This is a genomic window from Bacteroides sp. 4_1_36, assembly GCF_003466325.1.
In the GTDB taxonomy this organism is placed as follows: domain Bacteria; phylum Bacteroidota; class Bacteroidia; order Bacteroidales; family Bacteroidaceae; genus Bacteroides; species Bacteroides uniformis.
Genome location: NZ_QSOX01000002.1, coordinates 247440 through 260124 on the forward strand (window position 1 = coordinate 247440; position 12685 = coordinate 260124).

A 12685-nucleotide genomic window follows, 5' to 3' on the forward strand; every position below is an offset into this window, starting at 1 on the left:
AATTTTTTCGTTGGTGTAAGGATAAGAAAGCCGGGCAAATGTCATTGTCCGGCTTTCTGCAAAAGAATATCTTGAACGGTAGTCTTACTACTTTTTGTTCTGTTTTTCTTTCATCATCTGTTCCTGCTGTTTCTGCATGGCTTCCAGACGGGCGGCGAAACCGGTTTTCTTCATCTTCTTCGGGTCTTTCTTGTTGGCTTCCAACTGGGCAAGAAGGGCTTCCTCATTGGTTGTCTTGCGCATGATGAGCGTTGTTACCACACTGACTAACGTAGAGATGAAGTAGTAATAGTTCAATCCCGAAGGATAGTCGTTCAATATGAAGAGGAACATGATAGGCATCAGGTATGACATCCACTTCATGGCAGCCATCTGCGGATTGGCACCCGTATCCTGTTGCTGCATCATGTACTTCGTGTTCAATATGTTGGTAACCGTCATCAGCAGGCAGAACAAGCTGAGGTGGCTTCCCAGGAACGGGATATGGAACGGGAAGTTGATGAACGCATCGTAAGTGGAAAGGTCGTCTGCCCACAAGAAGCTCTGCTGGCGGAGTTCAATGGCACTCGGCACGAACATGAACAAGGCCATCAGGATAGGGAACTGTATCAGCATCGGCAGACATCCGCCCATCGGACTGACTCCGTACTGGCTGTAGAGGCCCATCACTTCCTGCTGCTTCTTCATGGCATCTTCCTGCTTGGGGTACTTCTTGTTTATCTCGTCGATTTTCGGTTTCAGTACGCGCATCTTGGCGGATGACATGTAGGTTTTCCACGTTGCGGGGAATACTACAGCTTTTACGATTAACGTCATAAACAACAGTACGATACCCATGCTCAACCCCCAACTGGACAACCAGTCGAAGATGTTGATGGTGAACCATTTGTTTATCCAGCGGATGAGCGGCCAGCCCAGATAGACCAGACGGTTCAGCTCCCACTTCTCGTCACGCCCCTTGTCGAGTGCGGTCAGAGTCTTGTAGTGATTGGGGCCGAAGTAGAAGAACAGCTGGGTAGGTTCCTTGCCGGCAGGGTCGAACTTCGTGCTCATCTCCGCAGAATAGTCCTTAATGTAGCCGCTGCCTTGAGTCTCCATCTTGGAACTCAGTTTGGTCTTTTCAAAGTCGGCATCTGCCAAAAATACTGAAGAGAAGAATTGGTTCTTGAAAGCAATCCAGTCCAGGCGTTCCGGAACTTCCTTTTCGTCGTTCTTGTTGGCGGACAGATAATCGGTACCCTCTCCGGTGATTTTGTAAGTCAGTTCAGCCAGACGGTTCTCGTAGGTGTAACCCTTCTCTATCTGACGGGCACGCTGAGACCACTCGATGTCCACATAATTGTTGGTGGCGGCCAGCTTGCCTTCCATATTGACTGCCTGGATAGTAAAGTCTATCAGGTATGTGTCATTGTGCATGCTGTAGGTAAAGTCGATATAGCTGTTGCTGTCTGCCGACAAACGCATGGTGACGGTACTGTCCGTACGGTTTACTGCGGTGAAATAATAGTCTTCCGTCTGGATAGTCTCTTTCTTGTTGTAAAAGAGGAAATTCATGGAAGCGTCATTGCCGCTGAACAGTGTGACGGGGGTCGTCTTGTCTTGTCCCATGTATTCCTTCAGCGTGGCCGAAGCTATGCGCCCGCCTTTTGTATCTACGGTTATTTCTGCCAGGTTGTTCTGGATGGTTACCTGCGAGTTGGTTCCTTGACGGGCGTCGAAGAAGAGGGCAGTGGAGTCAACGCTTGCTTCCGCTCCGCTTTCGTTGGCCAGGGCTGCTTCCGCCTTGGCTTTCAAGTCGGCTTCGCGCTGTTGCACCTGGGCTATGGAGTCGTAGTAACGTTGCTGTGCTTCCAACTGCTCCTGGCTGGGACGGCTCAGAAAGCTGAAACCTACTAACAATATCGCTATCAGAACAAGACCTGTGATGGTATTTTTATCCATTCTTTGTTGATTACAAATTACTTATTACAAATTATTTCTTTTCGTTTTCATTTTCGATGGCGGCCTTCACGAATGCTACGAACAGTGGGTGCGGATGCAATACCGTACTGCTGTATTCGGGATGGAACTGGGTACCGACAAACCACTTCAATGCGGGAATCTCAACAATTTCCACCAGGTCCGATTCGGGGTTTATACCCACACACTTCATGCCTGCTGCTTCGTAGGCCTCCTTGAAGCTGTTGTTGAATTCGTAGCGGTGGCGGTGACGTTCCTGGATATGCTCGGTACCGTATGCCTCGTATGCCTTGCTGCCTTTCTGCAGAACACATTCATAGGCACCCAGACGCATGGTTCCACCCATATTGGTGATGGACTTCTGCTCTTCCATGATGTCGATGACATTGTGCGGTGTCTTTTCGTCCATCTCGCGTGAGTTGGCATCGGCATAACCCAGTACGTTACGGGCAAATTCGATGGCGATACACTGCATACCCAGACAGATACCGAAGGTGGGGATGTCGTGTGTACGCGCATATTTGATGGCTACGAACTTGCCGGCAACGCCGCGTTCGCCGAATCCCGGACCGATTAGTACGCCTGCCATGCCTTTCAGGGCTTCTGCCACATTCTCGTCAGTCAGCTTTTCACTGTTCACGAAGTCTACCGATACCTTGCGGTCATTGTAGGTTCCTGCTTGTGAAAGGGCCTCGCGGATGGACTTGTAGGCATCCTGCAAGTCATATTTGCCCACCAATGCGATGTGCAGCGGGGCAGTCTCTTCGGCTTTGTGACGGCGTTCGAGGAAAGCGCGCCACGGTCCCAGTCCCGGAGTGTCGCCGACGGGAAGTCCCATTTTCTTCAAAATGGTAACGTCCAGTCCCTGGCTCTGCATCAAGATGGGCACCTCGTAGATGGTAGGCGCGTCGATGCTTTGCACCACGGCATTCTCGTCCACATTGCAGAACAGAGCCACTTTCTTGCGCAGGGTGGTACTCAACTCATGTTCCGTACGCAGTACGAGGACATCGGGTTGGATACCGGCACTTTGCAGTTCCTTTACGGAGTGCTGGGTGGGCTTGGTCTTCAGCTCACCGGCAGCTGCCAGGTAGGGGACATAAGTAAGGTGTACGCACAAGGCGTCTTTTCCCAGTTCCCACTTCAGCTGACGGATGCTTTCCAGATAGGGCAGAGACTCGATGTCACCCACTGTACCGCCAATCTCGGTAATAACAAAGTCGAATTTGTATTTGTTTCCCAGCAGTTTTACATTACGCTTGATTTCGTCTGTAATATGGGGAATAACCTGGATGGTCTTTCCCAGATAGTCACCCCGGCGCTCTTTGTCGATGACGCTTTTGTAGATGCGTCCGGTCGTGATATTGTTGGCCTTGGTGGTTTGGATGCCCAGGAAGCGTTCGTAATGGCCCAAATCGAGGTCGGCTTCGTGGCCATCCACGGTAACGTAGCATTCGCCGTGTTCATAAGGGTTCAGTGTACCCGGGTCGATGTTGATGTACGGGTCAAACTTCTGGATGGTTACCTTGTAACCTCTTGCTTGCAGCAATTTACCGATGGAGGATGAGATGATACCTTTACCTAATGAAGAGGCAACACCACCGGTGACGAAAATATACTTTGTTTCTCCCACAACTATATTATTTTATTAATTGTTTAATCTAATGCCAAGAGCCTATACGGCTTGTCGTTCAGGGTGCGCACTGCTCCCGTCAGTACACGTAGAACTTAAAAAGCGCAAAATTATAAAAAAAAGAGGAAGTAGAGAAAGTTTCGATGAAACAATTATTAAAAAATACGATTTCATCGAAGAAAGTCCTTCTTGCCTTTTTCTTATGGCTTTTCTATGTTTTCTAAACATTTTAAGCTAAATTTGCGCTCGAAACATAGACTTTAGGGCATTATGAAGAATAGACACATTGCATTTTGGTTAATTGCTACGATGATTTCTTCGTCGGTGATGGCACAGAATACGCTGGATACCGCCTCGAAGAACAGTGGACAGGAAACAACTGCCAAAGCCGACACCTTGCCGGATATAATGAAAGAATACATGATTCTGAAATTGAAACCGGAAGGTATGGGGTACAGGCTGGATACTGTTTCCATATTATATGAAAGGTATATCGGAGTGCTGGATTATTTGAATGACCCCACGACTCCGGAGCGTTATATACCTTCCAATCCGAACTACTATAGGTTGTTCCTTCCCCTTACCTATTATTATGCCCCCATGAGACGCCTTTCCAAGGTGGACTGGCATTTCCAGGTGCCTGATACGGTGCCTGCCCTGACGCGCGAGATGTTGCCGTTCGACACACTGAGTTTCACCTCAAAGGACCGAGCCAACAAACTGGTGGACCGTACGCTGCTGAACACGTATGTGAATTGTCCCAATCTGGTTGTAATGACCGAGAAGGAGGTGATGAAAGGGAAGATATTCAAGGATAATATAGAGAAGGAGGTTTCTTCCAAGCCGTCCGTCGTGAAACTGTTTGCACAAGAGAATATGGTGGGAGTGAAGGAGGAAGCCGACGTGATTATCCACAAGCCCAACTGGTGGGTGACGGGTGGAAACGGTTCATTGCAGATTACCCAGAACTATATCTCCGACAACTGGTACAAGGGAGGTGAGAGCACTAACGCCGTGCTTGCCAACCTGCAATTGTTTGCCAACTATAATGACCGTGAAAAGGTGCAGTGGGAAAATCTGCTCGATGCCAAGCTGGGCTTCAGTTCCGCACCTTCCGACGAGTTTCATAACTATCTGGTAAGCACCGACCAACTCCGGCTGTACAGTAAACTGGGTATTCAGGCTGCGTCCAAGTGGTATTATACCATCACGACTGAGTTTAAGACCCAGTTCTGCAATGGCTACAAGGCCAACAGTGAAGAGCTGGTTTCGGCTTTCTTTGCTCCGGCGGACTGGTCAAGCAGTATCGGTATGGACTACAAGTTGAAGAAGCAGAAATTCAGCTTGTCCGTTTTCATGGCTCCGCTGACGTACATGCTGCGCTATGTAGGAAATAAGGGGGTGAATGAAGTGAGTTTCGGTCTTGATGAGGGCAAATGCGTGAAGCATAACTTCGGTTCGCAGATACAGCCTACACTTTCATGGACCATCATTCCTTCCATCACGCTGGATTCCCGCTTGGACTTCCAGACCAGTTATGAGTGGACACGTATTGAATGGGAAAACACGGTGAACTTTGTGCTGAACCGCTATCTTTCCACCAAGCTCTATGTGCACGCCCGCTATGACGACAGTGCCAAGCCGACGGAAGGGGACAGCTATTTTCAGGTAAAAGAATTGCTCAGTTTCGGTATCAATTATAAATGGTAAATAAACAAATGGTCTGTTCGGAGTGAACAGATTATCTGTTTTGGTTAGTCAGACGGTCTGTTTTTCCTTGACAGACCGTCTGTTTTTTGTCTTTTTGTAGTCTGTGGCAGGTGAAAAAACATAAAAACATAGAAAAAGCACGTTTACGAACACAGAAAATGCATAGGAAAGGTTTGCAGTTCACAAATAATGCGTAAATTTGCCGTGATTTGTAATGCACACTTTGCAAAATGGCGAATACTATAAAACATCAAGGTATTGTGGAAAACATAAACGGTTCTCATCTCCAAGTGAGAATCATCCAGACTTCAGCGTGCGCTTCGTGTAGTGTCAAGGGGCATTGTACCTCTGCGGATACGAAAGAGAAACTTGTCGATGTGGCCGATGCCAATGCCGCATCCTACCAGCCCGGTGACCGTGTATGGGTGACGGGCGAACTTTCAATGGGAGTGATGGCAGTTCTGTTTGCCTTTATATTTCCTTTCCTTATTCTGATAATTTCACTGTTTGTCTTTATGGCTATCTGGAATGACGAGCTGCGTTCTGCACTTTGTTCGCTGGCACTTCTTATACCTTATTATTATATATTGTGGCTGAACAAGTCGCGGATGGGTAAGAAGTTCTCATTCTCCGTACGACCGATGAACTAACTAATAATAAAACAAATAATTAATAAACAACTAATTTATGAATGTAATTCTGATTGCAGTGATTTCATTGGGAGTTATAGCGCTGGTATCGGCCGCTATTCTTTACGTGGCTTCCAAGAAATTCGCCGTGTATGAAGATCCGCGGATTGCCCAGGTAGCAGAGGTGCTTCCCCAGGCAAATTGCGGTGGATGTGGTTACCCCGGTTGTAGCGGATTTGCAGATGCTTGCGTAAAGGCAGGTTCGCTGGATGGTAAACTTTGTCCGGTGGGTGGACAGCCCGTCATGACAAAGATTGCCGAGATTCTGGGCTTGGATGCCGCTGCTGCCGAACCTATGGTTGCGGTGGTGAGATGTAATGGAACTTGTGCCAACCGTCCTCGTGTGAACCAATACGATGGCGCCAAGAGTTGTGCCATTGCGGCTTCTCTCTATGGTGGTGAAACGGGTTGTAGTTATGGCTGTCTGGGATGCGGCGACTGTGTGGCTGCCTGCCAGTTCGATGCTATCCACATGAATCCGGAGACCGGACTTCCCGAAGTGGATGAGGAAAAGTGTACGGCTTGTGGAGCTTGTGCCAAGGCTTGTCCGAAATCTATTATTGAAATCCGTCCTCAAGGCAAGAAATCACGTCGTATTTACGTACAGTGTGTAAACAAGGACAAGGGGGCCGTAGCACGCAAGGCTTGTACCGTGGCATGTATCGGTTGCGGCAAGTGTGTGAAGGTTTGTCCGTTCGAGGCTATCACGCTGGAAAACAATCTGGCTTACATTGACCCCAATAAGTGTAAATCCTGTCGCAAGTGCGAGGAAGCTTGTCCGCAAAACACAATCATTGCCCTCAACTTCCCGCCGCGCAAACCGAAGGCTGACGATACAGCTCCCCAAGTAAAGGTTGCAGTTCCTAAAGCTGAGGTTGAGACTCCTAAAGCAGAGGTTTAGACTTCCCAAGTTGAGGTATGAATTAATAAAGTAAATAAACGACTAAAAATACAGAATTGTATGTTGAAGACATTTTCAATTGGTGGAGTCCATCCACACGAAAATAAACTTTCAGCACATCAGCCTATCATCAAGGCAGAGATTCCGGCCAAGGCCGCTATCTTGCTGGGACAGCACATCGGTGCTCCTGCCAAGCCTATCGTTGCCAAAGGTGATGTTGTGAAAGTGGGTACAAAGATTGCCGAGCCCGGCGGTTTTGTATCAGCAGCCATTCATTCGTCTGTCAGCGGGAAAGTCGCTAAGATTGACACGATTGTCGATGCCAGCGGTTACGCCAAGCCTGCTATATTCATTGACGTAGAAGGGGATGAATGGGAAGAATCCATTGACCGTTCCGAAACGTTGGTGAAGGAATGCAGTCTGACCTCCGAGGAAATCGTGAAGAAAATCGCTGATGCCGGTATCGTAGGTCTGGGCGGTGCATGCTTCCCTACGCAGGTCAAGTTGTGTCCTCCTCCTGCATTCAAGGCAGAGTGTGTCATCATCAACGCCGTAGAGTGCGAACCGTATCTGACTGCCGACCATCAGCTGATGCTGGAACATGCGGAAGAAATTATGGTAGGTGTATCCATTCTGATGAAGGCGGTAAAGGTGAACAAGGCATTCATCGGCATTGAGAACAACAAGCCCGATGCCATCCAGCTGATGACGAAAGTCGCTTCCAGCTATGCAGGCATCGAGGTGGTACCCTTGAAGGTACAATATCCGCAGGGTGGTGAAAAGCAGTTGATTGATGCAGTCATCAGTCGCCAGGTTGCAGCCGGTGCGCTGCCTATCTCCACGGGAGCTGTGGTGCAGAATGTGGGTACCGCATTTGCCGTTTACCAGGCCGTACAGAAGAACAAACCTCTGTTTGAGCGTGTCATTACCGTGACTGGTAAGTCGTTGGCAAAGCCGTCCAATTTCCTGGCACGTATCGGTACGCCGATGAAGCAGCTGATTGAAGCTTGCGGCGGTCTGCCCGAAGATACGGGTAAGATTATCGGCGGTGGCCCGATGATGGGTAAAGCTCTGGTAAATACGGATGTACCGACAGCCAAAGGAAGCTCCGGTATTCTGATTATGAACGAGAAGGAAGCCAAGCGCGGCGAAGTACAGCCTTGTATCCGTTGTGCCAAGTGCGTGGGAGCCTGCCCGATGGGGTTGGAGCCGTATCTGCTGGCTACCGTTTCGGCCCACGGAGATTTTGAAAGAGTAGAGAAAGAAGACATTATGTCGTGTATAGAATGCGGTTCATGCCAGTTCACTTGTCCTTCCAACCGTCCGATGCTGGATTATATCCGCTTGGGTAAGGGTAAGGTAGGAGCGATGATCCGTGCACGTCAAGCTAAAAAATAACGAAGTATGAATAAATTAATCGTATCCCTTTCGCCCCACGTTCACGGCGGTGACAGCGTGAAGAAGAATATGTACGGTGTGCTTATCGCATTGATTCCGGCATTCCTTGTTTCGCTTTACTTTTTCGGACTGGGTGCGCTGATTGTTACGGCCACTTCCGTAGCAGCCTGCTTGTTCTTTGAATGGGCCATCGGCAAATTCCTCATGAAAAAAGAGACCACAACCATCACCGACGGCTCTGCCATCATTACCGGTGTGTTGCTGGCCTTTAACCTGCCTTCCAACCTGCCCATCTGGATTATCATCCTTGGTGCCTTGTTTGCCATCGGGGTAGGCAAGATGTCCTTCGGAGGTTTGGGTTGCAATCCCTTTAACCCTGCACTGGCAGGACGTGTATTCCTGTTGCTTTCATTCCCCGTGCAGATGACGACATGGCCGGCTGTAGGCCAGTTGACAGCCTATACGGATGCCACGACGGCTGCTACGCCGCTGGCTATTATGAAAGGTGTCATCAATGGTGCTCCGGGCATGTCCCTGAGCGACCTTCCGGGAGCTTTCGACCTTCTGATAGGTAATAATGGAGGATGTCTCGGTGAGGTGAGTGCTTTGGCGCTGCTGCTTGGTTTGTTCTACATGTTGTGGAAGAAAATCATCACCTGGCACATTCCGGTATCTATTCTGGTGACGGTATTCGTGTTCTCCGGTATCATGTATCTGGTCAATCCGGAACTTTATGTATCCCCGGTCGTACAGTTGTTGTCCGGTGGTCTGATGCTGGGTGCTGTCTTTATGGCTACGGACTACGTGACTTCTCCGATGAGCCACAAAGGTATGCTGATTTATGGTGTTTGCATCGGCCTACTGACTGTCATCATCCGTCTGTTCGGTGCATATCCGGAGGGTATGTCGTTTGCCATTCTGATTATGAATGCGTTCACTCCGCTCATCAACACCTATGTTAAACCTAAACGCTTTGGGGAGGTAGCGAAGAAGAAATGAAAAAGTTAGAATCATCCTTGAAGAATATGTTGCTGGTACTTACGGGCGTTACCGCAATCTCCGTAGCGTTGCTGGCTTATGTAAACGAATTGACGAAGGAGCCCATTGCGCAGGCCAATGCAAAGACCTTGAGCGATGCCGTAAGTGCGGTGGTTCCGGGCTTCGACAATGACCCCATCGCCGAGAAGAAGATGCAGGAAGTAAACGGAGTACAGTATTCTGTATATCCTGCCACCAAAGGCGGAGAATATATCGGAGCTGCTGTGGAAGCTGTTGCCATGGGTTTTGGCGGTGAGCTGAAAGTGTTGGTCGGTTTCGATGCTGAAGGCAAAATCATCGACTACTCCTTGTTGTCGCATGTGGAAACTCCGGGGTTGGGTTCCAAGGCTGCCGACTGGTTCAAGAAAGGCAATAAAGGTGACATCACCGGCATGAATCCGGGTGAAGCTGCATTGACAGTGAGCAAGGACGGTGGTAAAGTAGATGCCATTACAGCGTCTACCATCACCTCACGTGCTTTTTTGAATGCAGTGAATGCGGCTTATGCTGCCTATGCCGGTCAGGAAACTGCCGACGGCACTACCGGCGCTACTCAAAAGAATGTTGAACAACCTGCTGATTCCGCAGCTCCCGAAGCTGTGGATACACTCAGCACTAAATAAGAAAGGAGTAGAAGATATGAATAATTTTAAAGTTATGATGAACGGGATTATCAAAGAGAATCCTACGTTTGTACTCCTGCTGGGTATGTGTCCTACACTGGGTACCACTTCCTCTGCCATTAACGGTATGGGTATGGGACTGGCTACAATGTTCGTGCTGATATGTTCCAATGTGGTGATTTCTGCCATCAAGAATCTGATTCCCGATATGGTGCGTATCCCTTCATTCATTGTAGTCATAGCATCATTTGTGACACTGTTGCAGATGATAATGCAAGCTTACGTTCCTGCATTGTACGCCACACTGGGCCTGTTCATTCCGCTGATTGTTGTAAACTGTATCGTATTGGGGCGTGCCGAGGCATTTGCTGCCAAAAACAATCCGGTGGCTTCCTTGTTCGACGGTCTGGGCATGGGCTTGGGCTTTACCATTGCACTGACATTACTGGGTGCCGTGCGTGAGTTCCTGGGAACCGGCAAGATATTCAACTTGAGTATCCTTCCTGAAGAATACGGCATGTTGGTATTTGTCCTTGCTCCGGGTGCATTCATCGCATTGGGCTATCTCATTGCTTTAATCAACAGTATGAAGAAGAATTAATAATGAAAAATTAAAAATGAAAAAATTGAGAACGTATCGGCGGTAGGCTGCCGGGCTTTTAATTTTTAGTTTTTAATTCTTAATTTAATGATTATGGAATATATATTGATATTTATCTCGGCAATCTTTGTAAACAACATCGTATTGTCGCAATTCTTGGGAATTTGCCCGTTCTTGGGAGTTTCCAAGAAAGTGGAGACTGCATTGGGCATGTCGGCAGCGGTGGCATTCGTGCTCACCATCGCCACTATCGTGACATTCCTTATTCAGAAGTATGTGCTCGACGCTTTTGATTTGGGCTATTTGCAGACTATTACCTTTATCCTGGTGATTGCCGCATTGGTGCAGATGGTAGAGATTATCCTGAAGAAAGTTTCTCCTTCTCTGTATCAAGCCTTGGGCGTGTTCCTGCCGTTGATTACTACCAACTGCTGTATTCTCGGTGTGGCTATCCTTGTTATCCAAAAAGATTATGATTTGCTGACGGGAGTGGTTTATGCATTCTCCACGGCACTTGGTTTCGGCTTGGCACTGACACTGTTTGCAGGCCTGCGCGAGCAAATGAGCCTGGTTAGTGTACCGAAAGGTATGCAGGGTACTCCGATAGCTTTGATTACTGCCGGACTGCTGGCAATGGCATTCATGGGCTTTTCGGGGGTTGTGAAGATTTAAAGAAGAAAAAACGGAAATAAAGTGGAAGGGGGATAAACTAAAATTTATCCCCCTTTTTCTGTTTTTATTAATTTATTTCCTTACATTTGTGGCGTATTGATAACCTAAAAGCTAAATTATCTATATTTAATATGAAAGGGAAAATCTTAGTTACGGGTGGAACCGGTTATATTGGTTCTCACACGGTGGTGGAACTTCAAAACGCAGGTTATGAAGTTGTTATTATTGATAATTTGTCAAACTCCAGCGCAGATGTTGTAGATAACATAGAGAAGGTATCGGGCATCCGCCCTGCATTCGAGGAATTGGATTGCTTGGATTATGCCGGTCTTGACGCTGTGTTTACCAAATATAAAGGCATTAAAGCCATCATTCACTTTGCGGCCAGCAAGGCTGTGGGTGAATCTGTCCAGAAACCGTTGCTTTACTATCGTAATAACCTGGTTTCACTGATAAACCTGCTGGAATTGATGCCGAAGCATGGAGTGGAAGGTATCGTATTCTCTTCTTCCTGCACAGTTTACGGCCAGCCGGACGAACTTCCGGTAACGGAAAAGGCACCTATTAAGAAAGCTGAGTCTCCGTATGGAAACACGAAGCAAATCAATGAAGAGATTGTACGTGATACGGTTGCTTCCGGTGCTCCGATAAACGCCATCTTGTTGCGTTACTTCAACCCGATAGGTGCACACCCCACAGCATTGCTGGGAGAGTTGCCTAACGGTGTACCGCAGAACTTGATTCCTTATCTTACCCAGACCGCTATCGGCATCCGTGAGAAACTGAGCGTGTTTGGTGACGATTATGATACTCCCGACGGTTCTTGTATCCGCGACTTCATCAATGTAGTCGATTTGGCCAAAGCACACGTAGTGGCTATCCGCCGTATCTTGGAGAACAAGCAGAAGGAAAAAGTGGAAGTATTCAATATCGGTACAGGTCGTGGACTTTCCGTATTGGAACTGATTAATGCTTTCGAAAAGGCTACCGGTGTAAAACTGAACTATCAGATAGTAGGGCGGCGTGCCGGTGATATTGAGAAGGTATGGGCAAACCCGGAATTGGCAAACAATGAACTGGGTTGGAAGGCAGAAACAAGTATTGAAGATACTTTACTTTCTGCATGGAAATGGCAGTTGAAGCTTCGTGAAAGAGGTATTCAATGACAAACTTTGAATTTGTGTTTTTTAACAAATAGGCAATAAACAAATGCCTCCCCGCATTTGTTTATAATGTGCAAATCAGCCTGAAGCTGTTTATGTATATGTGAATATCCGTAACTAGTACGTATGCCTCCCCGGCATAGACAGGTAAGATTGCATAGTAGTTTTGTCGTGTTTTATTTTGTGTTTGTGTTGTGAATAAGCCTTGTCGAGAGACAAGGCTTATTTTTTGTATATTATATACAGAACCTCTGTTGTCAATTCAGTGTTTTTTTCATAAGATGGGTGGGCAATTCCT

General features: G+C 47.7%; 11 protein-coding genes. 9 read left to right on the forward strand and 2 right to left on the reverse strand.

Going from position 1 to position 12685, the window contains the following annotated elements:
• Positions 1-87: 87 nt before the first annotated feature.
• The gene (gene yidC / locus DXD65_RS03940; RefSeq protein WP_117887371.1) at positions 88-1941 is read right to left on the reverse strand and encodes a membrane protein insertase YidC; all 1854 of its coding nucleotides are present in this window, start codon (positions 1939-1941) and stop codon (positions 88-90) included.
• A gap of 31 nt (positions 1942-1972) precedes the next feature.
• Positions 1973-3592, reverse strand: coding sequence for a CTP synthase (locus DXD65_RS03945; RefSeq protein WP_005829157.1), 1620 nt, complete (start codon positions 3590-3592; stop codon positions 1973-1975).
• A gap of 270 nt (positions 3593-3862) precedes the next feature.
• Between DXD65_RS03945 and DXD65_RS03955 the strand changes: the two genes are divergently transcribed.
• The 9 genes from DXD65_RS03955 (at position 3863) to galE (ending at position 12390) form a co-directional block, all read left to right on the forward strand.
• On the forward strand, positions 3863-5302 hold the full coding sequence (locus DXD65_RS03955; protein ID WP_035457995.1) for a DUF3078 domain-containing protein: 1440 nt from the start codon (positions 3863-3865) through the stop codon (positions 5300-5302).
• A gap of 230 nt (positions 5303-5532) precedes the next feature.
• Complete coding sequence (locus DXD65_RS03960; protein ID WP_005836985.1) at positions 5533-5952, forward strand: SoxR reducing system RseC family protein; 420 nt, start codon at positions 5533-5535, stop codon at positions 5950-5952.
• Between the two features lie 37 nt (positions 5953-5989).
• Positions 5990-6892 carry a Fe-S cluster domain-containing protein gene (locus tag DXD65_RS03965; protein WP_005836987.1) on the forward strand — a complete coding sequence of 301 codons (903 nt, stop codon included), beginning with the start codon at positions 5990-5992 and terminating at the stop codon, positions 6890-6892.
• A gap of 60 nt (positions 6893-6952) precedes the next feature.
• Positions 6953-8290, forward strand: a complete 1338-nt coding sequence (gene rsxC, locus DXD65_RS03970) for an electron transport complex subunit RsxC (RefSeq protein ID WP_005829145.1) — start codon at positions 6953-6955, stop codon at positions 8288-8290.
• A gap of 6 nt (positions 8291-8296) precedes the next feature.
• The gene (locus tag DXD65_RS03975; protein ID WP_005829143.1) at positions 8297-9289 is read left to right on the forward strand and encodes an RnfABCDGE type electron transport complex subunit D; all 993 of its coding nucleotides are present in this window, start codon (positions 8297-8299) and stop codon (positions 9287-9289) included.
• Positions 9286-9951: an RnfABCDGE type electron transport complex subunit G gene (locus tag DXD65_RS03980; protein WP_117887372.1), complete on the forward strand. Its 666-nt coding sequence runs from the start codon at positions 9286-9288 to the stop codon at positions 9949-9951. The genes DXD65_RS03975 and DXD65_RS03980 overlap by 4 nt, the downstream gene beginning before the upstream one ends.
• Positions 9952-9967: 16 nt before the next feature.
• Positions 9968-10552, forward strand: coding sequence for an electron transport complex subunit RsxE (rsxE, locus tag DXD65_RS03985; protein WP_005829138.1), 585 nt, complete (start codon positions 9968-9970; stop codon positions 10550-10552).
• Between the two features lie 93 nt (positions 10553-10645).
• Positions 10646-11224 carry an electron transport complex subunit RsxA gene (gene rsxA, locus DXD65_RS03990; RefSeq protein WP_008663551.1) on the forward strand — a complete coding sequence of 193 codons (579 nt, stop codon included), beginning with the start codon at positions 10646-10648 and terminating at the stop codon, positions 11222-11224.
• A 131-nt stretch (positions 11225-11355) separates the two neighbouring features.
• Complete coding sequence (galE, locus tag DXD65_RS03995; RefSeq protein ID WP_005836990.1) at positions 11356-12390, forward strand: UDP-glucose 4-epimerase GalE; 1035 nt, start codon at positions 11356-11358, stop codon at positions 12388-12390.
• The last annotated feature ends 295 nt before the right edge of the window (positions 12391-12685 follow it).